Below are 21,862 nucleotides of genomic sequence, written 5' to 3'. Positions count from 1 at the left end.
ACGCCACATAAGCGTCCTCCCATTTTAATCGTGAAATATAATTCACGATCTTTAAAGCAATATCGTTCGCCGAACTGGAGCAAAAAATGCCACCGCCCAAAAGGATTGGGCGGAAGCGGCGTATGTTTCTAAACTATTTAGACGGTTTAGAGGGCTCTGTGCGATTAGCAGTTTCCGCAAGGTAATCCGACATTACTTTGGATGCAGTCGATGTTTTTGCCTGCCCACCTTTGAGCACAATTGATACTGGCTCTGCCTTTTCACGGTCAGTAGACGTTGGATTGCTCTCACGCTTGTCGTTCATATCACCACTCCTTCCTTTCCTGGACGCGAAAAGTTTCGCCCTTCTGCTGACCCGACCCCGGAACCCGCGCTTTTCGGCGATTCATTAATCGCTAATTCGAACCGATATCGGAACCAAGTCGCGGGCGCTCTTTTATTCGATGACCTACTATGAAATATACTTCACTACCGATCAAGCAATATATTTCCCGTCAAGCCATCGATCAGTTCTGACTACCGTGCGCTAGCGAGTTTAACAGCAAGCGCTTAAGACGACTCACCGCGCCCACCCCTCTGCACTCATTCCCAGCCGTGCAGATGGCACGGTTCCGTTGCAGCGGCGAGGTCGGTGCGTAGGTTCGTGGCTACCTGCCCATCTTCGTCCCGCATCTCCGCGTCAAGATCCGCGTCGCTCACCAGCTCGACGTCGTTGATACCCTCTTCATCATCGGCCGGGTAGTCGTAATGCTTGACCATGAATGCTTTCGCCTCCTCAGGAGAGAAGTGAGCCACGATGTCATTTTCGCCAACCTGGTACGCCATGAGCTGTGATGGAGTGCTTTCGCCAAGTCCATGGCCTTGGGTACCTGGTAGGCAATTAAGCCCACCCTGAGTGTGCTGCGTACTTTCCATTGGCGATCTCCTGAGCAAAGTAATTTGAAATTGGCTTTAAACCTGACGGTATTGCATTCCTTGGTGCTTTTGGCCTGCGCTATTCGCCGGCCAATTGTGCTACGTAAGGCCCGGCCTTGGATTCTTCCAGGTACCCTTGTGCGACCGTCTCTACCACCATCAGCGTCTCAAATTTCAACGTGTGGCCAGCCGCGTCATAGAACGCACTGAAAAGGTCCAGCTTCGTTTTGGGGAATGCTAATACTGGGATGCGCCTTGCAACAAAATGCAACGTCCAGTGGGCGAAGAAATAGCCCATAAACCAAAAGCCGCCGTAGCCTACGATCTTGTTGTTGAGGGCCAACACATACTCACCGAGGAAGTGTTCTTTGATCTGCGGATCGGCCGCCATCTGGTGGATAATGGAAACGAACTCTGGACGGGCAAATATCGCAAAGACTGCCCCTAGCAAGGTCGTCAACGTGACCAGCCCTACAGTTTTGTGAGGCGCAAGCACACAGTCGTCCCAGTAGATCAGGAAAACTCTTGCGATATGAGCTGAAGCCAAGCCCAACATCAGAAGGCCAGGATGCGCCAGCTCTGAAAAATAAGTTATGAAGAGACCAATGAGTGCCAGGTTTCCAACCAGCAGGGAAATCAGCCAAGCCTTTTCGTTAACCACTGGCTTGGTAAGTGGCATGAGGGAGTTGGTAGTCATAAATCCAATACTTGTAATGTTGGCTGATGAAGGTTTGCGGGCGACTAAATGCTCGGGTGCTGGCGCTAATCTTTTGGACAGTAGGCGAGGTATCTCGGCCTACTAGCGGCTTGAAGATCTTCCCGCAAGGTTGTCGCGTCGGCACCGTCATCCGTTTGCATTGGCGCGTCCAGTTCTTTGTCACCCACCGGCAGGACATTGCTCAGCGTTACTGGTGCGCCCTCGCCCAGTTCCTCGCCAAGCTCATCAAAAGCAACTTGCAATGCTTGCTCAGGCGTGTGGGCTGCAACTACATCTCCCCCAATCCAGTACGCTCGCAAAGGGAACAGCCGCACCCGCGCGTAGGCCAAAGAAACAGAGAGAAATGCAGTCAACGCGACGACTGCCGTAGTCAGATTTGCACCAGGTGCGGTCTTCTTCAGGTACATGGCAACGAGAGCACTCAGGCAGATCGTTACGGCATTGCGCCAGCTCGGCAGCCAGCGGTAAAGCACCGGGCTTCGGAGGATACTTCGCCTCACTACTGAGCATGCCTTATGAGAGTCAGTCATTGGAATGAACGCACCGAAGAACTTTCTCTCCCAGCACGGACAGTGCAACCTGGAAATGCATCTGGTGCTTCTGAAGGCTGCTAGGAATGGTTTCAATCACGCCTTTTTCCTTCAGCACCGTCGCAACACGAAACTCAGATCGGGGGCACTCCACCAAAGTCTCTGGGCCTGTGAACACGTCAAAGGTTTCCATGAATCCACGCTGGAGCGTGGTCAGGCGCTTTTCAATTCGCCCCGCGTCATGAAACAGTTTGAATTCCGCCACTTCGTCGGCAGGGACTTCTTCTTTCGCCCAGGTGGAGAACCCCGCACGCGTCATGTTGGAGGAAGTACTGACATCCGGGAGCTTCCCCGAGGTGTGTACGCGGTAGCGCAGGCAGTCGTCATTGCTCGCCTTGTAGGTGTTCAGGTGGGAGCCCTCCTCGATCACCTCTCGAAGTCCTTGCTTGCCATCGGTGTAGAACCCACCCACACGAATCTCCGATCTCTTCATGAGCGCGACTCCTCTGTATCAATGGATGATTGAGGCGCTGGCGCGTGGGCGTTGCCGCATTCAAAAAAATGATCCCATTGATGGTTGCATTCTGGACAGCTGACCATTTGCACACCGCAGGCGGAACCAACGGCTTGGGAGGGATGAACACACTGATCGAGGACATGCATGATCTCGACACCAATGCTTGGCGTTTTCCACCCCAGCGCTTCTTTCTGCCAGCGCTCCAGCTGTGCCCGAGTTACAACGAATTTGTCGGCGGGGGCCATAGTTACTTGCCTCCAGTCAGGGATGAGAGGGCCTCAACCACGTCATCGACGTTCTCAATCGAGGTTCGGCGATTGCCTGGGCGCTTCAGCACCTCGGCGTAAATGGTGTGACGATCCGGAAAGCGCGTACCGACTTCCAGCAGATCCTCAACGCTCACCCCTTGCGAGGGAACATCGAGCACCTTTACAACCGGCCAGTGCTTCAACGCTGTCCAGCCTTCACCGCTCGGCTCTGGCTCACCCACAAGCAAGAGCGCTGCCTTGCCCGGCTCGCCATGGTAAAGAGAACACACAGGGGGCTCATCTCGATTGAGCAGCTGCTGAGCGCCAGCTTTGAATCCATTAGCGTGCGCGGCCCGCAACTCGGCTTCCGAGTAGCAGGGTTGATCAGTAGACGCAGCAATCAGATCTGAGATCTGGTGCGCGAGCGTGATTTGCCCTGCGTCCTTGGCAAGCCCATGTAGCTGCCACAGTGTCTCGTGCGCTACGAACGCCTTTTGTGTGCGATTGGTCATGCATGCTCCCCAATACTCAATCCATGATCGATGCTCGGCCACCCATGGCGAGTCAGAATTCCAACAACAGCGATAAAGGCCCGCTGCTTGTTTACCCAGCTCACCGCATACATGCGCCCTGTTGGCGGATCTTCAGCGTCATTAGTACTGACCACAACCTCAAATCCTTCGACAGCCTTATCCAAACCGGCTTGACGCAGACGGTCAAACGCGTAGGCATGCAACCGTTTCGCCAGACCGTGGCTTACAACCTCGGCCGTGATCCGGACTTCTTGAGGCAATGACTGGCCGACCATGTTGAATCTGGTCGGTAACTTTGCATAAACCTCAGTAGTAATGACGAGACTATCCATGGCATCCCCGGACGGTAGTGAACTGATACGGCCGTTAGCTCTGCTGGCGCCGACTTAGTGAGGTTGAGCCACCTGTAGGCGTTGGCGCGCCGCCCGAGCCTCTAGCATGCACAGGGCGCGCGCTGCACGGAAGGACTGAGCAAGGCTTGGGCTTTCTTGCCGCTTCATGCGCCGAGCAGCCAACGAACAGTGTCGGGCCAAGCGAACATTGAAGCGGACAGGATCGATTGCGACCGGTGTATAGGTGGTATGGAGCAGGCTTCCCGAATTGCTTTGAAAGAGAATTTTCGAGGTGTCCCGGAAGACGATTGCCCGTTGATCCTGATCGAACGTAGCGCCGATCTTCTGGGCTTCAATCCACAGCGCCCCACCAGCAGCCAGCATGCCATCAAGCGGCTGAGAAGGATCAAAACCAGCGGCGCGAAAAGTTCGCTCAGCCTGAGTGAGCACGGTCTTATCTGGCACACCAGGTTGCGTGTGGTGCGCGACCGGGTGACGGGTAATCTGGGCAACACTGGAGTGGTTAAGCTGTGCGTTCATGACTGATCACCACGATTGGTTAAGTGGCGCTAATGGTGAACTATATTTCACTGTAAATCAAGAAGTATATTTCCCGCAAATAGGGCCATTTACGCTACGTCCCACTGGCGGCCATTTGCCTTAGTGCGCAGTGGTTCCGGCACTCAACAAGAAGCGCAGAACGCAGACAATAGAGATCGCTGTGCTGCCTGGTGATCGCACCGCGATGACCAATCGGATTCGCAATCTGTCACCAACAGAACCAGCCGCTTGGACGCCCGACGCGGCAGGCCCTACGAACGCGCATCGGGTACTGTGGGCGACATCAACTCAACCCTGTCTGCCTCGACATACCGAACTTTCGATATGTGATTGCGCCCCTTCCAGTACAGCTCACCAAACACCAGCACCTTGAGGCGACCGCTGGGTGTTCTCTTCAGGATGTGGCACGGCATTGTGTAGTGGCGAACATTGCTACCCAGGTGATGCGAGCACTGGAGACGATGAGGCGCATTCTCGGCAGTTAGCTTCATGCTATGAATCCATGGATGTGATGGGGGCGTGGGTATGGCGTGAACGTCGGTACCAGCCAGCCTAGATCCTTAGATCTTCAAGGGTTACTCGGCGCGCGGCTTGAGCCGGTACCGCATATCGCGGATGTCCTGAATGATGTGGCAGCATTTGTGGCATGTAACGACCTCACCGCGCCCAGCGCAGTTGTGCTCTTCCTCAGCATCACCCGTGACGAACGCGTCGAAGGCATCACCACACAGGGTGAATTCGCCATTCACCGCGTTTTGTGCGCAAACCCTCATCATGTCAGGCCACCAGCTCTATCAAGGGAATGCGGCTCATGTGCATGGTGTAGCCGGTACGTTGCTCTAGGGCTGCGTACTGGTCGAGCAGCTCGGGGTTGTGCTTGGCCCCTGTGCGCAAATCTTTCTTGCTGGCCATGATGCAAAACACACAGCTCAGGCGGTCATTGCCCAGCGCATAGGCGTAGTGCGGCTTCTGCCCGGCCAGCGCGATGGTGTCGAATATCTCGACAGTGGAAAGCTCGTGAACAGGCAGCCATTCGTACCAGGTGTTGACGCTGTTGCTGATCCCCATCTGGCTGAATTCCTTACGCCTTGCGCGACCTGGCGACTCTTGGGCGCGCAGGCCGAGACAGTTAACGATGGTCTTGTAGCCGTTGGCCTTGGCATAGCGTCGCACTTCGCGCTGGATGGGCCCGCGCTTGAGGTCGCTGGTGCATTGGCGTGTTGTCGCAGATGGCCAGCTAGGGACTTCGGGGCGGCCTTTATACCGGCGCTCTACCATTTCGAGGAGGGTCTTGGTGGCGGTGGCCACGATGAAAGGCAGACTTGCAGCGGCTGCCTGATCACGGGCCAGCTCCATCGCCCCAGGCCACTCCATTGCGCCGAGCGACGCGTGCACCACGATCATCTGTGAGGCTGGCACCCGCTCCAATAGGCGGATTAGCTGCGCCTGTGAGTCCTTGCCTCCGGAATGATTTGCCACAAAGAGCGCACCGGCTGCTATCAGGCTATCGATCTGGTCTGGCGTGCTGGCGAGGATGGTCATGGCGCGTCTCTTTGATTTTTGGTACTGGCAATGCCCCAATCAAGGGGCTTAGGTGGCCGGGGTTGGCTACGCAGGAACGGCTGAGAACGTGATCCCTTTTGCGGGGAGGCCGTCAAACCCTTTGCACACTCGCTGAGCCTTGACAGCTGCCTCATCGGCGTCAGATTTGGATGCGAAGATCAGTGCCTTCTTGATCGACCCCATGCAGGAGGTTCCCCATTGTTCGCACCACGCGTGGAGGTAGTCGTGGTTCTTACCGTAGGTGCGTTTGATTGCGAAAGCCATCTCGACTTGCTCCATTCTTCGTTGTGTTTCTGGTACTGCAAAACCCCCAATTAAGGGGGGCTAGGTGGGCGGGTTTGGCTAGCAGGCTATGGCGTGCTCGCTCATGAATTCGGCACCCTGCTCACTGATGAACTTAGAGCATTCGGGGTAGCTACCGGTGAAGCGCGCCGCCGCAACACGACTAACCGACCAGCTGAATTTCTTTGCAGCCATGTCGGTCGACCAGCCGCCGATTTGCTGAGGTTTCATCTTGAAAACTTGGAACTGTGAGCTGTAAGCGCGAATGGTCATGCGATTGAAGTTGGTCATCTCGCCGAGCTCTAATGTTCGTTGTGTTTCTGTCACAGCCAAGCCCCAATTGAGCGGCTTGATGTGGGCGGTTTTCAGGAATTCTGAAAAGCGATCATCTGCACAATCTGACGACCATGGCGGATAACGCCAATCAACTTTGCGCTATGCCCCGGCTTTGCGTTGTACTCGTTGAATTCGGTCACCAGCCAAATCAAGCCGCCACGGCAGTGGCCGGGTTGAATGGCAATCTCTTTAACGTCGATCAGCTGCTCACTCATTCCATGTTTCTCCAGTAACGCCCGGCGAACCGGGCGGATCGCTCAGACTTCAGTCGCCTTGAAAGTTACTCGTCCCTGCCCCCAGCCTAGCTGACCATCACGCTCGGCTTTACTGCGCGCAATATCGTTCGCCTCGGATTTGCATTGCGCCGGAATGCCCTTGTACTGGATGCCATCAACCATGTTCCATGCCGGGTGCTGGAAGGTGACCGCCACGTCATAGGTCTTGCTTACCGGGCGAGCAATCTTCTGGACTACTACAACAGCTACGGGCTCAGGCTCACCGGCCAGCAATGCTTCCAGTGCAGCCACGCTTTCCCGGAAGGTCGGTTCATTATGGTACCCATGCAGATACGCGTAGAATTTGCCGCTATTGAGTTGACCGATGCTTGGATGCATGACTTTAACCTGAGCTCATTTTGTAGGTGATAGTATGAACTATATTTCATACCATGCCAAGAAGTATATTTCCCTTATTGAGCTATCAAATATTGGCGGATGAAGTAAAATAGCCTCATTGAAATGTCCCTCATGAGGAGCTGCAAATGGAGCTTGGCAAAACGACCCTTACCCCTGAAACCGCAATCATCGCGATTGCCCAGGTGCAGGCCGCGTACAATTGCTCTGACTTAGATGCGATCACCAAAATGCAAGGCGCTGCGGCGAAAGCCGGTGATGAGCAGTCGCTTGAAGTGCTTTGTGATATCAAGAACCAGCTCATTTAACCCTCTCCGCCCGGCAACCTGTCCGGGCATCTCAGGCAAATTTTAGAACGTCGAACTTGGCGAATAAGGAAAGAGGATGAGTATCTTTGTCGGGCCCGGCTCTGAAGCTTGGTTAAATAAGGCCGTAATGTCGTATCAACTGATTATCACCATGCCGATATCCACTTGGATTCACCTTGCGGAGACTTTTGTCGTCTTCATCGGCGTGCTGCTCTCAGTTGCGTACTTTTCCAATAAGCGGATCAGCATGGGCTGGAGCTTGTTCAGCGGATTGATTGGCGCTCTGGCCATCTGCATCCCAATGATTGTGGGCATCGATTTTGGGCCAACAACCTACCCACCAACAAAGACAATGGTGGCTTTGCAAATGCCGGAAGTAAGCGAAGCTGCCAAAGCGCACCTTTGTGGCGATACAACTGGGAAAGTACTCGGGAACTTTGAAGAGTACTGCGCACAGCGGCGCGCGTGGATGGAGCAACACGGCACCCCGGTCAATAATACGAACTGAGTTAAACCCGCCAACCGCTACCGTAATAGGCAAAATCAGCGACGAGCTGACAGTACAAGGGAAAGGCTATGAGCGACTGCGTGCCCTACGCTATCCATATCGCAACCGGCGAAAAATTCTCGGTTGTGATGTCACTGGCTGAGCAGAAGGGATGGAACAGCGAAAAGGGCATGCACGGCATTGCTGGCTGGTATCTCCTTCGTGAAATGGGTTATCACATCACGCCTATGAAGCGACCAGATAACCGGGTGACCTTGAAGAGTTTTATACCAACGCTTGATGAAAGTAAGACGTACATCATCAGCGTCAGAGGTCACTGGTTCACGGTTCGCAAGGGGCAGCGATTCGACAAGGCATCCACCCATCCACGGACTGAAGTAGTTGCGTATATCGAAGTACTGCCAACAAGCGCAGCTGCCCCAGAGTATGCAATGCTGGATGAGGGGACGCTTGGCCCCAAGCTTCAGTGAGCGATTGACGCCGCCAACACAAAAAGGCGCTGATCGATAGCGCTTACTGTTGTTGGTGCAGATACCACCGAGCATCCAGCGGGCAGCCTTTCATTAGCGTTGCGTGAACAGCGAGGTTCGTATGAAGGTGGCATTTTTTGCGATGTTCCTCATAGCAAGTATGGGAGCTCACGCGGAGATGGGGTCTGCGCCGCCCAGAACTCTCAATGCCCAAAAGGTGAAACCACTTTGCGAGGCTTATGCCTACGGCTCACCTGAAGCACAACAACGATATGCAGAGCTACAAGCTGGTTTTGACATGGCCACCGTCTGCAAATTGGTCGCGAGTGAGATCACCATCGTACCGGTGAAAAAGGCATATTCGCCTCTGCCCGCGTACGCAGCACCTGGCGGCACAACAGAACTCGATGAATGTATTGCCCTGCTCCGCGCCCGCGCAGAAGTGAACGCAGCGAAGCATGGCTTCACCGTCGTGACCATTGATCGAGGCGAGTTTTCCAGTGGCGATCCGGGCAGCGTGAAATGCAAAGGCCGTTTCCTGATTATGAAAGACGGCAGAACAACCTTCAGCCAGGTGTTCAACAGTCAGGAGGTCACACCGTCCACGAGTCAGGGGGCGCTTCAGCCCTAAGAACGACCTCTATCACGGCCCGGTAATTTCCCTCTAGATGTGTCACCTGGAGCAGTGTTAGTAAGAGCTCAAAGGGCCACCAAAGCGACGCCAGCAACAGAACCGTCTGCCCGAACGACAAGCACGCGCCCCCTCGCAGGCTACGGCCTAGCACCTCCAGTCGTCCGCCGCTCGCAAGCCCTATCGGAGCCGTCCTGCCTTCACTCCACAGCCCACCATGGTCAATCCCGTCAACAGGTGTAGTAAAACTGGAAGTAGCTTCCAGCAGTGAGCGGCATGCAGATCGTACCTGCATACTCGTCCCCACTGATCCCACCGTTCGTGGTCTGATTGACGAATACGTCACCAAGGACATACCCGTCATCTTGAGCAAGCCCAACGGACTGACCAACGATTTGGTAATCGCAGGTGTACTCGGAATCCGAAAGCGCTTCCTCGATCTGCTGAAAGGCCTCAGGTGAAACAAGCGCTTTTACCTGATCGAGTACGGCCTGATTTTTCTCGTTCAACTCTTTCATTTCACGATCAATCGCTTCCTGATCGGCGCGTATGTCTTCAAGCGTATACAGAGGGTTGTCCGTTTCCATTTCTTGGCACCTGCCTTTTCTCGGGCGCAGAAGTCGCGCCTCTCCTACGGCCTAAGCCCCGGTTTTTGGCCGGGGCTTGGGTGTTCCTGGTGCTGCTCCTAGAATCGGAGGCATTCGACGCCTTTGTATTCGCAAGCCGTCTTGTGCACCCACGAGCAAGCTGTCCACCTATTCGCACACATTCCAAACAAAAGCACGAGCCCCTCACAGAAGCTCGTGCTGGCGCGAAGAAACGACGGTTACTGTTTGGGCCGCTGTACCCACCGACCATCCTGCGGGCCGCCTTTCGTCTGTACCCACATCATCCCCCTGCCAGGTTTTTCTGTGGGCTTGCTCGACAGGCCAGTGCTGTAGCCGTGGGAATTTTTCATATCTCACTCCGTATCGATTTAGAGGAAACGACAAACCGGTCAGGCTTGTTTGTAATGGTACGCATCGTTGCGCAGGACAGCTCGCACCGCGCGAGTCCGCGATGACTCAAAAAGGTTACGCGTGGGATCATGCCGCAAGCGCTGCGCCGCACTGCTGATTTGCGGAATGCGGGATCGCATCCAATTCGCATCGGCCGTATAGGTAGCACCGGGATTGTTGGCCAATAGAGCTCGCAGCTTGACGGCCAGTTCAGCGGTCATAATCACACGGCCCAGCACATGGAAATCGTGATGATGCAGCGTCGAACAGTCCTCCGCGCTCATCGCCTCCAGGTTCGAGGGAATGCCAGCACAGAAGCGGTCGGTCTTAAAGATGCGTTTAGCATGCGCCAGCATCACACCGGCTGACAGCTCACCACGCTGCAAGGGCACGATCACGCGGGCTCCGGCAGTGACCCAAGTACTCACGCGTTCAGAGTGCTCCTCCCACAGGGCGAGCGTTGCTGTCTGATCTCCAATCACGTCTGGCGCAACGATGCTCAAGCCAGCCGTATTGTCCGCCATGTTCAGCACACTTTCATACACGCTAAACACCTTGATCCAGTCCACCACATCCCCCTTCTGGAAGGCTGCGAAGGCACCCGAGTCGATGAACACAGCGCCCCCGGCGTCCAGGTGGCGGGGCAACACCAGAATGGTTTTGACAACGTCCAACAGCGTTGCAACCACGCCAACCGCGACGCCTTCATCTACAGCAGCCCGCAGATCGCTTCGGGCTGACATCCCGGAATGAAAAGCCAAATCCCATGTCAACGGCATGATGTTCTACCAGTTTCGCGGACGCGAAAACCGCGCCTCCCCTACGACCTCTGCCCAGCTAGTGCTGGGCGTGGGCGTTAAGGTTGAGCGGCTAATGCGTGTTGCACGTGATCTCATCAGGAGTCCATTTTCCAGCTTCGGGCGTCCCCGATGCACTCCCGAGAAATGCGGCGAAACTCAAGAGCCTGCTTTGCGTCCTTGGCATGCTGCCAGCTATCACGACTGCATTCGCGGGCGAGCTTTACAGCGGCTTTAATCTTCTGCTGTGGGTTGGCAGGCATTGGTATAGCTCCGTAGCGAGGTGGTGCCCGGCGAGCCGGGCGAGGTGGATTAAACGCCAAGCTTTCAGTAAATCCCTTCACCGCCCACAACGACGATGCTGGTTAGCAGGGCTTCTACTTCGTCGAGGACGTCCACCTCAATTACATTGCCTTCGACGCTGTAGGCGGCATTGAGATAGGAGAACGCCTCCTCCCCCATCACCTGATCAACAAGCGACTTCAGCGTAGGGTATTCGGCCTTGAATCCTTCCCAAGTAGAAGACACGCGGCAGAAGGTATCGCTGTGGGCATCCATTGCCGTGTAGCCGCACATCAGATTTGCGGAGCCGCGAATTTTAAATGTGGTCAGTTCAATCGTGAGGGTGTTGGACATCTGAGGAATCTCGGTGGGTGCTTTGGGAACAAGACGGTGAAGGGTGGGCGCTGTGCTGGCGCTCACCCTCGGGCAAATGGTTTTAAGCGGCGGCGCTTTGGATTCGAGCCAGCTCGATCACGCTAGGCATTTGTGGGTCATCGCAACCCTCAGCGAGCATGGCGATCGTCCAGCCATTGGTGTAGGCCGACAGAAGCTTGATCAGCTGCTTTGTGTTGCCCTGAGTGCAGGCGCATGCGTCGATAGTGAACTGGCCGTTCAGCGCCGGGGCCGAACCTAGACCGGCCTTGAAACCCGCAACACCTTTGAGCTTGGCTTGAGCAATATCCATTTCCTGATCCCCGGTAAGTAGCTAGAAAGAAACGTCTTCATGGGGCGCATTATGAAACATATTTCACACCACATCAAGCAATATATTTCCCTCTTTAGGGGTTCCAATATAGGAAATATGTTCCTATTATGGTGGCAAGCCGAACGAAGCGGCACCCCACCAGCAGCGGAGCAAGACAGTGAACGACCTGAAGGATCTGATAGCAGCAGTAGCAGAGCTGAACAAACTAGTGGGTGCGCCACCTAAGCCTCTGCTTGGCGGTAAGTGGCAGGTCGGCAACTATCATGGCGAATGGGCGGCTGGTGGCGTTCGTATTGCTCGACTAGCTGATGAGTCGGGAACTCCGGAATACCAGTTTGGAATGGAGCGGAAAACAGCGCGCGCAGCTTGTGATGAAGTGCAAGGCCTGATCGCCTCGCGCCGTTAGTGGACGGCCTGAGCACTACCCGCCCAGCGCAGCAGTTTTTAACTCGGCAGAAATAGAGCGGCACCCTACAGAATCGGAGCGATACGCCATGACCACTTTCAATATTTACTTTAACGGCACCTGCATCGACATGCTGAAAAACAGCACCGCTCGTAAGGCTCTGAACCACGTCAAGCGCAGCTACAAAAATCCTGAGCAGTGCGTTGTGGTTGCCGCTGATGTAGATCAATCCGAAGCTGTAGCCCTGTCCAAAAAGCTGCACGTTGAGAACGAAGAATTTGAACAAGAGTTGCGCGATACTCTGTCGGACGCGGAGCTAACCGGCGCAGCGAGAAAGCGCAGCGGCGAAACAGTCTGCTTCAGCAACAAGGACGCCGGTCCGACTCATGGGGTCGTTGTACTGACCACTGATCGTCAGTGGGTAACCCTCATTGAAGGCGTGACTATCGAAGAAGCTCGGGAGTTCATGCGTAACTTCAACGGCCGTCCAGAGCACGTTGTCCCGAAGGTGATCAAAACAAAATCAGGGATCGTCTCGGACTTTTGGCAAGGCGTTGTAAAAACATCCAGCCGATACGGCTTCGCCAAACGCTTTGTGGACGCTGCCGCCGCTCAGGCGTTCATTGATGCGCATGGTGTTTCTGATGGCGAAATCCTTGATTTCTCCAGCGACCTGTTCGACGAGTGAGGTGAAGACCATGGTTAAGAAATTGACCAACTTCGAGGCAACCCGCGCTTATGTCGAGAGCATGAAGCGGGAAAACGAAGAGCTAAAAAAGGTGCTCTTCGACCTGCTCGACTACACGGGCGGAAGTGACCTTGAAGGCCTTCGGTCTGACCCCGGCCATCCGTTAGCTAAGGCGTGGACCCTGCGGGGAAAACTGGATGGGATACACAGCCCCTAAGGGTTTAATTTACGCTGCGCATATACTGCTGAAGGTGGATGAAAACCCCTGATGCAGTAAGTGCGTGAACCCAGCGGATGAAACTGCCCGCCTCATCGTCGAACTGGTATCCACCGCTCGCTCTGGATATGGAACTGAATACATGTACCCTCGTAAACCAGACGCGTCACTGCACAACCCGTCCCCCACCTACTTGCGTGGACTTCTGGAGACCGCTGGACTGACCCAGGAAGCCGCAGCGACCGCACTCGGCCTCACTGACCGGGTGATGCGGTACTACCTGAGCGAAGGGTCGAAGAGCTACCGAAAGGCTAGCTATACAGTCCAGTTTGCGCTGGAACAGCTGGCGGCATGCGCCGAGAAGAAGCGAAGCCGTAAGCGCGCCTGAGCTGGTATCGAGGGGCTCCTCCGCTACCAGGTGACGCGCCTGATCATTACCAGCTGAAACAACACGCTCACTACATACCCTGTTCTCTGGGCATTGCCGTTGTGGCCACAAAGTGAAAACGTTGCTGGCGCGGATTTGCCCAGGTTGAGCCGTTGCACGCCCCAGCGCTGTAGTAGGCCTCCCCCATTGGCGGGCCAACGCGGCACCAGCCGAAAAATAGTTGATATGTGATGCGCTGGCTGATTGGAAGGCTACGGTTTTCCAACAATCGCCAGGGTGTACAGCCTTGCTAATAGCCATCTATCCCCTCCCCCGCTGGCGCTAGAGATGAGAAGCCTTAACCGGCTTGCCGCCTGCTACCAGGTGGTCGTAGGCATGGGCGTTTCCGGGTCGGGCGCGCCAGCTTAGGCAATGAAATATGTTTCCAATCTCGAATTTAATCCTTTACCTTTAGCCCGGCTGAGCGGCGCCGTCTCCCACGCGCCCTTTAGCACTGCGAATTCTCCATATTGTCGATTATATAGCATCTATTTCCACCATTCTGACAATACCCACTTGCGCGGCGCCGGATTTAACAATAAGATAACACCATATTCAGCAGCCAGCCGATCCGGCCCGGCTCCACCAGCCACAAACTGCAATGCGCCTGAGGAGGCAACATGGAACAGAAGCCTGAAAAGAAAGTTACTTCCCTGCGCGGCTTGCAGGAAAAATGGGCAGCCAAGAACAAGCTTGATCCGAAGCACCCAAAGATCGTTCGTGATCGCGCTCACATCATTCACCCGGATCATCTGTACATCCCGGTCGAAGAGAACATTCGCCCGATCAACTACGACACCGTGCGTGAGTACGCCGAAGCGATGTTGCGCGGTGATGTGTTCCCACCCATCCACGTAACGGTTGACGGTGAAGAGCGCGTACGTGTTCGTCACGGCTTCCACCGGGCGCTGGCCAGTAAGTTGGCAATTGAGATGGGCTGCACTATGCAGGGCCTGTCGGTTGAGGAGTTCGAGGGCAACTCCGCCGATGCCATCTTCCTGATGCTGAACACCGAGAACTCGCTCGATGTTGACCCGGTATCCCGCGCCGAAGCTTATCTGGTGCTGAGCCGTCAGAAGTTCACCATTGGCCAGATCGCGAAGCGCATCAGCGGCAACGGCAAGAAGACGCGTTCAGAAGGTCATGTGGAGCAGAACCTGCTCCTCGCTGTGGCTGAGAACGAAGCCAAGGAGCTGGTGCGTAGTGAGCGTGTGTCGGCGACTGAAGTGATCGACGCTGTACGGGAAGAGCGTCTGGGCGGCCGCAGCCACCTTGAAGTCATCCTTGAGATGGTCAAGAACGCTGAGTTAGTAGGCGCTGCGAAAGCCACCAAGAAGCACCGCGCTGCACCGGCACCCGGCACCAGCACCGTTCCAAAGCTGCGCATCAAGGAGGTCAGCACGTCGCTCTCCAATCTGGTTGGCATTTCCCACACCCTGCGCGCGGCGCTGGATGAGCAAATGTTGAATTCGCTGTCTGCCACTGTTGATGCCAATGCAACGAATGGCGCTGGTGAGGAAGGCCCAGATCCGATCTTGTCGATGGAACTGCCCGCCTCCAAGGTTAAAGAGCTGCTGGCGCTGCTCGACAAGCAAGCCGCAGTTGAGCATGCCCAGAAAGGCGGAGCCACCGAAGGCGACGAAGAGAATGCAGCTGGCGCTAAGAACGTGAACGAGGAACAAACCGACATGTTCCAAGCCCCTGCGACGGTTCAGTAAGCGCTCTCACCTCCGGGCATGCCACAGACATGCCCGGCTACACGGAACCGAAGATGAATAACGAACAACTCGAAGTGATTCTCCGCAGCAACAACAAAAGGGCGAAGATTCTCGCAATCACTTCATCCATTGTTGCTCTGGCCATGCTCGTTGTATTCGCCGTCATGGCCTACAACAATCCGGGCAAGGTTACTTTTAGCCTTGCCGCACTCTTGGTCGTTGTCGCGGCGCTATGTTACCGATACACCTTGTACCTGCCAGCCAAGCGGGAAAATGAACGTCTTGCGCGTAAGCACCGATAGCAGGAAAAAGCCGATGGCCACCAACACTGAATTACTCACCCTCCCGCACGGCGCAACCTTCCACAAGGTCGGCGAAGTAGATGTTGAGTCCGGCCAAGTCCTGCTCATAGATCCGTGCTACATCGACGCACAGTGGAAGGACGAGCCCAACGCAAACCGGCGCGTCTACCGGTGCACGACGACCGATGCTGTCTTGCAGTATCCGGAAGACTTCACCAGCTTTTCCGAGTTGATCGCCCCCTATGGTCAGTCAATGGAAGAGCTGATTGAGGGTGGCGAATGGATTCGGGAACACGCCTTACCTGGCCCTAACCTCAGCTACAACAACTGTTGCCTCGCCTCCAACCTACCAGAGAGCGTAGGCACCGTCGCGGGCTTAGGTATTTCGGTTCATGTGGCCGAAGGCGATGATCGATACAGCGTTTACGCAGAGCGCGACGAGGCAGGAAACATAATCCGAATCCTCCTCGATTTCACTGCGCGGGATGATGAGTAAACCTCTTACCGCTGCACTTGCAGTCTCACGGGCTGCGTAGGAGAGCGACCGGAGTACCGATTGCCCGCGAGAGCCAGGCTCACAGAGGGAAATCAAACGTCAGACCGGGTCGCTCTACCCATTCAGCAACGCAGACAGGAAACTCCAGATGGGCATGTTCGATTCCCTCAGATTCAACTACCGCATGCCTAACGGTTACCAGGGCACTGAGTATCAGACCAAGGATCTGGATTGCCAGCGCGATCAATACGAAGTGACCACAGCAGGCCGACTGACGCGCAAATCGATGGCACCCGACGAGGAGTTTGCTAGGGAACACCCTGACTTCTTCGAAGCGCCCGAGGACACACACTTCTCTGGCCGGATTTACATTTCTGCCTATACCGAGTCCCTCGCCAAGCGAGAGCGCTTCGAGCTGCGCTTTGTTGCGGGCAACCTCCAGACCATTCGTGACGTCAACACCGATCAGGAGACAGCTTACGATTCTCTGGAGCACACGAGGCAGGCACTGGCAGCCTCTATCACCGAGGAGATGGTAGCCGCTGCACTTGCAGAGACGATTCAACAGAGGCTGATTGCGCAACCTACGTCCGTAGACGAACGCCAACGGCTATTAGCGGCCATGAGAGTCGTTCTGCAAGTCGGCTTGAATGCTGGTGTAAACCAAACGACTTCTGATCGCTAACAGGTCGGCGCTGGCGCTCGCGGGCCACCCCAAGCGCCAGCACCAGGTGTGGCGTGCGGCAGAGACAAGGTAGGCTATCAAGAAGCTACGGAGCAGCAGGAGTCACCCATGAGCGTGATGAATTACCAAGGGTATGCCGCCCAAACTGAATACAGCGAGGAAGACGGCCTGTTTGTTGGCCATCTCGTTGGCATTGCAGATGTCGTGGGGTTCCACGCCGAGTCTGAACAAGATCTTCAAGCAGCATTTGAAGAGGCAGTTGATGACTACCTCAGTACCTGCGCCAGTCTAGGCCGCCCCCCACATAAACCTGAATGAAGCGGACTCGGCGCAAGACCCGCGCGGGCTGGCGCTTGATGCCTGCACCAAACTTTTTATTCCATTGTGCCAACCAGGTAATCGAGGAACCGAAACCATGTGGTTTTCGCGCAACAAAAAAAACGCCCGGCTCAAACAAGAAACTGCCGACCTGCAAGAGCGCGTCGCCGTGTTGCAAGGGTTGCGAGCCGCAGCCGAAAAATCATTGGAGGATTGCAACAAAGTAATGCTTCTTCAGCAAAGCAGACACCTGGAACGTGAGGGGCAGCTACAGTTGCGCGCAACCGAGCTGGAGCTCCGCATAGAGCAGCTCAAGGGGTACTTCGATGACCTTGGTCTAGACGTACAGAAAATCGACACATACCACTCCTCCGTTGAAAGCGGTGCCTGGTGGAAGCGTGCCGCGAAATTCATTCGAATGGAGATCGATACGCAAGCGCTCGAAGCGTCCCCCGATCTCAGGAAAGAAGATCGTGGATACGCGCGCATGATAATCACGTCGATCATCAAGCCGCCGCAGAGCGACAGCACTCCGCCCGTGACCAAGCCAACTCTTTACATAGGTAACATAGCAGCGAGGATCGAGGCGATTCGAAACCCTTCACTTAAACAACAACCTGGTGAGCTGTAATCCATGAGCGAGCAACCGACAGACGCCATTCAACGGCGTGACCAAGCCCTTCAGATTGCATGTCGTTTTGGCCAGATCCCTGAAAGCCACCATCAAGCCTGGGTAATCGACCAGATGTGTCGTGTGCTGTTGGGGGATGAGTACCCGCAGTGGGTCGCTGACAGGAAGGCGGGGCCAGACGGCCCTAGCACGCATGTATGGGATGAAGGTGTGGCCCCCTAGCCTTCGGCAATGTCTTCACGCGCGCGATGCTTCAGCAGCGCCAAATTGGCCTGCTGAGTTGGCGCTGCTAACGTTGAACCCGCACGAAGGTAGGCTGATTATTTGAGCCCATTGAAACGCATGAGAAGCTGGCTCGCCGGACAACCATCGTCGCGGAAAATTTCTCCCTCCACCTGATCAACCCATGAACCGTAACGTATGCGGTGCGGCCGACTGGAATCCCTACCCGGTCATGAATCAACTCTGATGGGACAGGTGGTGAGCGACCTTCAGGCCGTTGTTCAGAGTGGTCGGAGTGAGTGCCGTATCCTTTCCCTTGGCTACACTTCGAAGCTGTGAAGGGTGATTTCAGTCATTTCAAAACCGTTACCAGTGGCTTCATCGAACCACCCGTACACGATAGCCGAACGACCGGACAGAATTGTTGGAATGACGGGCTCAGCAACCATGCCCGAAATATCACCGAGCGCTTGAATTTCCTCACGCTCTTTCCAGCCGGTGATTTTCGTGAACTTCGTGATGGTTGCCATGCACTGCCTCCAAGTTGTCGCTCGTTTCGATGGGGCACAGTATGAAATATACTTCTCACAACGTAAAGAAATATATTTCCCGAAAGTCAACTTGTTTCAAATCACGGACACCCCCTCACACCATCAGCGGGATAGCCAGTTCTAGCAACGGTCTGCGGGCCAAACTCCATAAGCCGCCAAGCACCAGGTAGCACGCAGCTATTCTGCCGTCAGGTGTGGAGATGCGCCAACCCGGTCTCCCCTCTCCATAACCCTCAGCTGGTTTACCACGGCAAGCGCCTGCTAAATGGGTACATGGACACCCGTTGCATCAATTGGCTGGGACGCCAGCACTTTACGAGCCCAGACCCCACACAGGAAAGAACGGTGCGTCATCACCCAGGTGCGGCACAATCTTCTGGCGCGGAATGCTCCAGCAGCACCATGGCGCGTCCAGCATAAGTGCCAGCAAATCCACATTGATGATAAATCGCCAGCTTATTTAATCAATATGGATATTCACCTATTGCAGTGAAGTATATTTCACACTACAATGACCCCCATGATGTTTACCAACTGGGGATTTCTGAAATGACCACCAACAACGCCAACGTAGTTATCGGTACCCGCGTCGACTGTGCTCTGTGGTACTGCGGCACTGGCACCGTCTACGGCATATCCGGCAAGCAATCCCCAGCATCCGTGAAGAGTCTTTTCGATGGCGTTGGCGTCATGGGTGGCTCGGCTGATTTCGATATCGTCTTCGACAATGGCTCCAAATCGAACGTCCCTGAATGCATCGTTCGCGGCATTCAATGGCAGATCTACGACGAGGTCGTAGACGCGGGTTTCATCGAGAAAGCGCTTCAGTATGCTGAGCAGTGCGCCGACGAAAAGGCTCGTGAAGAATCGTTGCAGCGCCTCGCCTTCGCTGAAGGCCTGAAACAACTGCGCAACGATCCTCAGTACAAAGACCTTGAGCAGGGCGACGACCGCTGGAGCGGTAAGCTGGCCGCAAAGAACATTCGTACACAGCTGAAAGCCGCGTTCAAAGGCGTTAAGTTCAGTGTCCGGAAAAGCCACTACGGCAGCGTTTGCATCAGCTGGACTGACGGCCCGACTAAGGCTGAAGTCGAAGCAATCACTCTCCGCTACAAGATCGGCTCGTTCGACTCCATGCAGGACTTGGCCACGTCGACCCCTACCCCATGGAGCAACACCTTCGGCGGCGTTGATTACATCAGCGTCAGCCGCGAGTACTCCGACGAGGCGATCACTAAAACCTTGAATCAGGTGGCCGTCACCTACGACGATCAATTGAAAGGCCGCCCGCTGACCCTTGAGATGTATCGCAAAGGTGAGCTCTCCAATATCTACGCTGGGTGCGGTGACAGCATCAGCTGCATCGTCCGCGAGACCCTCGAAAATCCGGTTACCGAAACTGAAGAGGCCTAACTGTCTTCGACACGAAAAAGCCCGGCGTACTGCTCCGGGCTTCGCTCACAAGAGCAAGCAGCCCAGTAATCAAGGAAACGGCGCGATGAACCACTACCAGCAACTTATTGCGGACGAAATTCTCTCTGTGCAAGGCCAGAGAAAGTACTGCTTGGATGCAATGGCGGCGGGAGGACTTGAGAGCTGGCAGTCGAAAGAATACAGCGCCCTGATTGCGCAGTACGACCAAAAGCTGATCGAACTCAACAACCGCTTACCACTAGCGAGCTGAACGAGGATATGTCGCTGCAATTTCAGCCCGTCGATTGAGCGGGCTTCGGCAGTACTAGGGCACGGGTATCGCGCCTGCTTAATCCGATAGGGACACCGTCAATGAGCCTGAAGCCACTAACAATCGAATTTCCTGTTGCAGAACGTACGAGCGTCGGGGACTCCAAGCTCTACAGCTTCGCGAAAGTACCGAGCATGGATAGCTCAGACGAAGACTACGTTTTGTTTCTCACCATCCGTGCAGCTGAGCCTTCGCAGGAGCGGCTTCTCGCAGATACCTGCACTCGTGCCATAAGCGCCGCGCCGCTGGCTCTGAATGCGATGCAGCTCGCTTTGAACAAGCTCGACAGCGTCGCCTACCTTTCGGAGGACGGTGATACCGATGAGGTGAAACGCATTCTTCGTAATGCAATGACTGCCCTTGTGGCTCCAGCGTCCATCACGGAAACGACCCGCGCATGAAAAAAAGCAAATCTATTCAGGCGCTCATCCGCCGAGTCCGTGCCCAAGGCCGCGCAGAGGCTGTCACGATTATTTCTAGCCTGTGCCCTGAGACTGGCATTGATCGGCTGCTTGGCTCCTCTCCGAACGCTGACGCGGGTGACTACAGCACCTATTGGAACCTTGACGCATTGCGGAAGCTCCTTTGCGCTGATACCGAGGTTTGCGAAGCGATTGATCGCCTCCAAGGGGCGGAAATGTTTGCGCACTGCCTCAAGTCAGACCTTGAGAGGTCAAAGGCAAAATTAGCCGAACAAGAACAGGCTTACTATCGTCTCAATGACCACAACAACGAGTGCGAAAGCCAACTCGACGAAGCATCCGCTCTTCTGGATGAAATCGCGAAAGGTGGGCAGGTGTACCTGGAGTGCACAGACAAGAGCAGTGTCTCCGGACAACGCATCGCTGCCATATCGGCAAAGGTCTCGCGATTTCAGCCTGAAACGTACCTGGCAGAAGGCGCTGACGTGATTGCGTTTCGCAGCAGCTGAGCAGCAGCTACACGCCTGGCCAGGCTGGCTTCAAATGATTTCGCTCAAACAAAAAAACCGCCAAAAGGGCGGTTTTTCTGTAGAAGGGATTTAGCGCTGCTTTCTGGCGCACACCGGGATTGCAGACGCTGGCGCTGGTCAAAGAAAGACGTCAGCTGCTGGCGCTGGTCATCTCCCCTCAGCTACGCCGAGCGCGACCTACCCCACACCCATAGACTCCCGACAACCGCCCTACCATCACCGGTAAGCGGCGTTAGGCCAATTAGAACTGGAATGAGGCTTATCAGTAATGCCAGTTTTGCTGGGGGCGATTGGAAGTCTGCAACTGCATGAGCAGTAAGCAAACCCAGAAACATCAGTGTATCCGCGAACCAGCCACCGGCCGATATTGCAGCTCTTGCCAGGGCGCTAATGTGGTACCAGTGATCGGAGTAGGTCACGCGCCCAGACAGAGGATAGAGTCCAAAACTGAACTCAAGTCCAGTGGACGTCGTCCAGCGAATGCCTGGGCCCACGCCAACTCTAAACCCGATGGTTTGCACGCCACACCAGCGGGCAACCATCGAATGTCCAAGCTCGTGAATTGCTAACGACGCACTGCCAAAGGCCATAAACCAGAAAAGCAGTTCCCATGGCGTAAGCACGAACATGTCAGCCAC

Annotated in this window: 37 protein-coding genes; 17 read left to right on the top strand and 20 right to left on the bottom strand. The window is 55.2% G+C overall.

Annotated elements, in window-relative coordinates; genetic code table 11:
• Positions 1–133 precede the first annotated feature (133 nt).
• From AC3IUE_RS33885 to AC3IUE_RS33825, 13 genes are all read right to left on the bottom strand, one after another.
• Positions 134–304: a hypothetical protein gene (locus tag AC3IUE_RS33885; RefSeq protein WP_489269268.1), complete on the bottom strand. Its 171-nt coding sequence runs from the start codon at positions 302–304 to the stop codon at positions 134–136.
• A 278-nt stretch (positions 305–582) separates the two neighbouring features.
• Positions 583–915 carry a hypothetical protein gene (locus tag AC3IUE_RS33880; protein ID WP_489269266.1) on the bottom strand — a complete coding sequence of 111 codons (333 nt, stop codon included), beginning with the start codon at positions 913–915 and terminating at the stop codon, positions 583–585.
• A 79-nt stretch (positions 916–994) separates the two neighbouring features.
• Positions 995–1,612, bottom strand: coding sequence for a hypothetical protein (locus tag AC3IUE_RS33875; RefSeq protein ID WP_489269264.1), 618 nt, complete (start codon positions 1,610–1,612; stop codon positions 995–997).
• Between the two features lie 65 nt (positions 1,613–1,677).
• On the bottom strand, positions 1,678–2,106 hold the full coding sequence (locus AC3IUE_RS33870; RefSeq protein WP_489269262.1) for a hypothetical protein: 429 nt from the start codon (positions 2,104–2,106) through the stop codon (positions 1,678–1,680).
• A 49-nt stretch (positions 2,107–2,155) separates the two neighbouring features.
• Entirely contained in the window at positions 2,156–2,656 is a 501-nt protein-coding gene (locus AC3IUE_RS33865) for a hypothetical protein (protein WP_489269260.1), read from the bottom strand.
• Positions 2,653–2,925, bottom strand: a complete 273-nt coding sequence (locus AC3IUE_RS33860; protein ID WP_489269258.1) for a hypothetical protein — start codon at positions 2,923–2,925, stop codon at positions 2,653–2,655. Before AC3IUE_RS33860 ends, AC3IUE_RS33865 begins: the two co-directional genes overlap by 4 nt.
• Positions 2,926–2,927: 2 nt before the next feature.
• Positions 2,928–3,440 (bottom strand): hypothetical protein, encoded by a 513-nt coding sequence (locus AC3IUE_RS33855; RefSeq protein ID WP_489269256.1) that lies wholly within the window; start codon positions 3,438–3,440, stop codon positions 2,928–2,930.
• The gene (locus AC3IUE_RS33850) at positions 3,437–3,793 is read right to left on the bottom strand and encodes a hypothetical protein (RefSeq protein ID WP_489269254.1); all 357 of its coding nucleotides are present in this window, start codon (positions 3,791–3,793) and stop codon (positions 3,437–3,439) included. The genes AC3IUE_RS33855 and AC3IUE_RS33850 overlap by 4 nt, the downstream gene beginning before the upstream one ends.
• 54 nt (positions 3,794–3,847) lie before the next feature.
• Positions 3,848–4,333 (bottom strand): hypothetical protein, encoded by a 486-nt coding sequence (locus AC3IUE_RS33845; RefSeq protein WP_489269252.1) that lies wholly within the window; start codon positions 4,331–4,333, stop codon positions 3,848–3,850.
• 798 nt (positions 4,334–5,131) lie between these two features.
• A complete protein-coding gene (locus AC3IUE_RS33840; RefSeq protein WP_489269250.1) occupies positions 5,132–5,896 on the bottom strand; it encodes a phosphoadenosine phosphosulfate reductase domain-containing protein in 765 nt (254 codons plus the stop codon).
• 363 nt (positions 5,897–6,259) lie between these two features.
• On the bottom strand, positions 6,260–6,490 hold the full coding sequence (locus AC3IUE_RS33835; protein WP_489269248.1) for a hypothetical protein: 231 nt from the start codon (positions 6,488–6,490) through the stop codon (positions 6,260–6,262).
• Between the two features lie 74 nt (positions 6,491–6,564).
• Positions 6,565–6,750, bottom strand: a complete 186-nt coding sequence (locus tag AC3IUE_RS33830; RefSeq protein ID WP_489269246.1) for a hypothetical protein — start codon at positions 6,748–6,750, stop codon at positions 6,565–6,567.
• Positions 6,751–6,792: 42 nt separating this feature from the next.
• Positions 6,793–7,149, bottom strand: coding sequence for a hypothetical protein (locus AC3IUE_RS33825; protein ID WP_489269245.1), 357 nt, complete (start codon positions 7,147–7,149; stop codon positions 6,793–6,795).
• 146 nt (positions 7,150–7,295) lie between these two features.
• Here AC3IUE_RS33825 and AC3IUE_RS33820 point away from each other — a divergent pair, with 146 nt between their 5' ends.
• From AC3IUE_RS33820 to AC3IUE_RS33805, 4 genes are all read left to right on the top strand, one after another.
• The gene (locus tag AC3IUE_RS33820) at positions 7,296–7,475 is read left to right on the top strand and encodes a hypothetical protein (RefSeq protein ID WP_489269243.1); all 180 of its coding nucleotides are present in this window, start codon (positions 7,296–7,298) and stop codon (positions 7,473–7,475) included.
• A 76-nt stretch (positions 7,476–7,551) separates the two neighbouring features.
• Positions 7,552–7,983 (top strand): hypothetical protein, encoded by a 432-nt coding sequence (locus AC3IUE_RS33815; protein WP_489269242.1) that lies wholly within the window; start codon positions 7,552–7,554, stop codon positions 7,981–7,983.
• A 68-nt stretch (positions 7,984–8,051) separates the two neighbouring features.
• On the top strand, positions 8,052–8,453 hold the full coding sequence (locus AC3IUE_RS33810; protein WP_489269240.1) for a hypothetical protein: 402 nt from the start codon (positions 8,052–8,054) through the stop codon (positions 8,451–8,453).
• Between the two features lie 121 nt (positions 8,454–8,574).
• Positions 8,575–9,084, top strand: a complete 510-nt coding sequence (locus AC3IUE_RS33805) for a hypothetical protein (protein WP_489269238.1) — start codon at positions 8,575–8,577, stop codon at positions 9,082–9,084.
• A gap of 230 nt (positions 9,085–9,314) precedes the next feature.
• Here AC3IUE_RS33805 and AC3IUE_RS33800 read toward each other — a convergent pair whose 3' ends face one another.
• From AC3IUE_RS33800 to AC3IUE_RS33780, 5 genes are all read right to left on the bottom strand, one after another.
• A complete protein-coding gene (locus AC3IUE_RS33800) occupies positions 9,315–9,671 on the bottom strand; it encodes a hypothetical protein (protein ID WP_489269236.1) in 357 nt (118 codons plus the stop codon).
• 410 nt (positions 9,672–10,081) lie between these two features.
• Positions 10,082–10,861 carry a hypothetical protein gene (locus AC3IUE_RS33795; RefSeq protein WP_489269234.1) on the bottom strand — a complete coding sequence of 260 codons (780 nt, stop codon included), beginning with the start codon at positions 10,859–10,861 and terminating at the stop codon, positions 10,082–10,084.
• 116 nt (positions 10,862–10,977) lie between these two features.
• Positions 10,978–11,142 carry a hypothetical protein gene (locus AC3IUE_RS33790; protein ID WP_489269232.1) on the bottom strand — a complete coding sequence of 55 codons (165 nt, stop codon included), beginning with the start codon at positions 11,140–11,142 and terminating at the stop codon, positions 10,978–10,980.
• 64 nt (positions 11,143–11,206) lie between these two features.
• Positions 11,207–11,515, bottom strand: coding sequence for a hypothetical protein (locus AC3IUE_RS33785; protein WP_489269231.1), 309 nt, complete (start codon positions 11,513–11,515; stop codon positions 11,207–11,209).
• A gap of 82 nt (positions 11,516–11,597) precedes the next feature.
• On the bottom strand, positions 11,598–11,846 hold the full coding sequence (locus AC3IUE_RS33780; protein ID WP_489269229.1) for a hypothetical protein: 249 nt from the start codon (positions 11,844–11,846) through the stop codon (positions 11,598–11,600).
• A 178-nt stretch (positions 11,847–12,024) separates the two neighbouring features.
• Here AC3IUE_RS33780 and AC3IUE_RS33775 point away from each other — a divergent pair, with 178 nt between their 5' ends.
• The 9 genes from AC3IUE_RS33775 to AC3IUE_RS33735 all read left to right on the top strand — a co-directional run bounded on the left by AC3IUE_RS33775 (position 12,025) and on the right by AC3IUE_RS33735 (position 17,755).
• Entirely contained in the window at positions 12,025–12,273 is a 249-nt protein-coding gene (locus AC3IUE_RS33775; protein WP_489269227.1) for a hypothetical protein, read from the top strand.
• Positions 12,274–12,361: 88 nt separating this feature from the next.
• Complete coding sequence (locus AC3IUE_RS33770) at positions 12,362–12,961, top strand: hypothetical protein (RefSeq protein ID WP_489269225.1); 600 nt, start codon at positions 12,362–12,364, stop codon at positions 12,959–12,961.
• A 10-nt stretch (positions 12,962–12,971) separates the two neighbouring features.
• Positions 12,972–13,178 carry a hypothetical protein gene (locus AC3IUE_RS33765; RefSeq protein ID WP_489269223.1) on the top strand — a complete coding sequence of 69 codons (207 nt, stop codon included), beginning with the start codon at positions 12,972–12,974 and terminating at the stop codon, positions 13,176–13,178.
• Positions 13,179–14,225: 1,047 nt separating this feature from the next.
• Positions 14,226–15,323 (top strand): hypothetical protein, encoded by a 1,098-nt coding sequence (locus AC3IUE_RS33760; protein WP_489269221.1) that lies wholly within the window; start codon positions 14,226–14,228, stop codon positions 15,321–15,323.
• A 53-nt stretch (positions 15,324–15,376) separates the two neighbouring features.
• On the top strand, positions 15,377–15,625 hold the full coding sequence (locus AC3IUE_RS33755; RefSeq protein ID WP_489269219.1) for a hypothetical protein: 249 nt from the start codon (positions 15,377–15,379) through the stop codon (positions 15,623–15,625).
• Between the two features lie 13 nt (positions 15,626–15,638).
• Positions 15,639–16,121, top strand: a complete 483-nt coding sequence (locus AC3IUE_RS33750) for a hypothetical protein (protein ID WP_489269217.1) — start codon at positions 15,639–15,641, stop codon at positions 16,119–16,121.
• A gap of 148 nt (positions 16,122–16,269) precedes the next feature.
• Positions 16,270–16,806 carry a hypothetical protein gene (locus AC3IUE_RS33745; RefSeq protein ID WP_489269215.1) on the top strand — a complete coding sequence of 179 codons (537 nt, stop codon included), beginning with the start codon at positions 16,270–16,272 and terminating at the stop codon, positions 16,804–16,806.
• A 108-nt stretch (positions 16,807–16,914) separates the two neighbouring features.
• Entirely contained in the window at positions 16,915–17,124 is a 210-nt protein-coding gene (locus AC3IUE_RS33740; RefSeq protein ID WP_489269213.1) for a type II toxin-antitoxin system HicB family antitoxin, read from the top strand.
• Positions 17,125–17,221: 97 nt separating this feature from the next.
• Entirely contained in the window at positions 17,222–17,755 is a 534-nt protein-coding gene (locus AC3IUE_RS33735; RefSeq protein WP_489269211.1) for a hypothetical protein, read from the top strand.
• A gap of 542 nt (positions 17,756–18,297) precedes the next feature.
• On the opposite strand, the gene AC3IUE_RS33730 is transcribed toward AC3IUE_RS33735, so the two are convergent.
• The gene (locus AC3IUE_RS33730) at positions 18,298–18,507 is read right to left on the bottom strand and encodes a hypothetical protein (protein WP_489269209.1); all 210 of its coding nucleotides are present in this window, start codon (positions 18,505–18,507) and stop codon (positions 18,298–18,300) included.
• 570 nt (positions 18,508–19,077) lie between these two features.
• On the opposite strand from AC3IUE_RS33730, the gene AC3IUE_RS33725 reads away from it, so the two are divergent.
• From AC3IUE_RS33725 to AC3IUE_RS33710, 4 genes are all read left to right on the top strand, one after another.
• Positions 19,078–19,941 (top strand): LPD29 domain-containing protein, encoded by an 864-nt coding sequence (locus tag AC3IUE_RS33725; protein WP_489269207.1) that lies wholly within the window; start codon positions 19,078–19,080, stop codon positions 19,939–19,941.
• Positions 19,942–20,026: 85 nt separating this feature from the next.
• On the top strand, positions 20,027–20,212 hold the full coding sequence (locus AC3IUE_RS33720) for a hypothetical protein (protein ID WP_489269205.1): 186 nt from the start codon (positions 20,027–20,029) through the stop codon (positions 20,210–20,212).
• 101 nt (positions 20,213–20,313) lie between these two features.
• On the top strand, positions 20,314–20,673 hold the full coding sequence (locus AC3IUE_RS33715) for a hypothetical protein (protein ID WP_489269203.1): 360 nt from the start codon (positions 20,314–20,316) through the stop codon (positions 20,671–20,673).
• Positions 20,670–21,203, top strand: a complete 534-nt coding sequence (locus AC3IUE_RS33710; protein ID WP_489269201.1) for a hypothetical protein — start codon at positions 20,670–20,672, stop codon at positions 21,201–21,203. The genes AC3IUE_RS33715 and AC3IUE_RS33710 overlap by 4 nt, the downstream gene beginning before the upstream one ends.
• A gap of 182 nt (positions 21,204–21,385) precedes the next feature.
• Here the strand turns inward: AC3IUE_RS33710 and AC3IUE_RS33705 are convergent, their stop codons facing one another.
• Positions 21,386–21,814 carry a site-2 protease family protein gene (locus AC3IUE_RS33705; RefSeq protein WP_489269688.1) on the bottom strand — a complete coding sequence of 143 codons (429 nt, stop codon included), beginning with the start codon at positions 21,812–21,814 and terminating at the stop codon, positions 21,386–21,388.
• Positions 21,815–21,862: the final 48 nt, after the last annotated feature.

The organism is Pseudomonas sp. GL_093, from assembly GCF_057837605.1.
The sequence above is the reverse complement of the archived record's forward strand: the minus strand, read 5'-3'. Positions and strand labels throughout refer to the sequence as shown.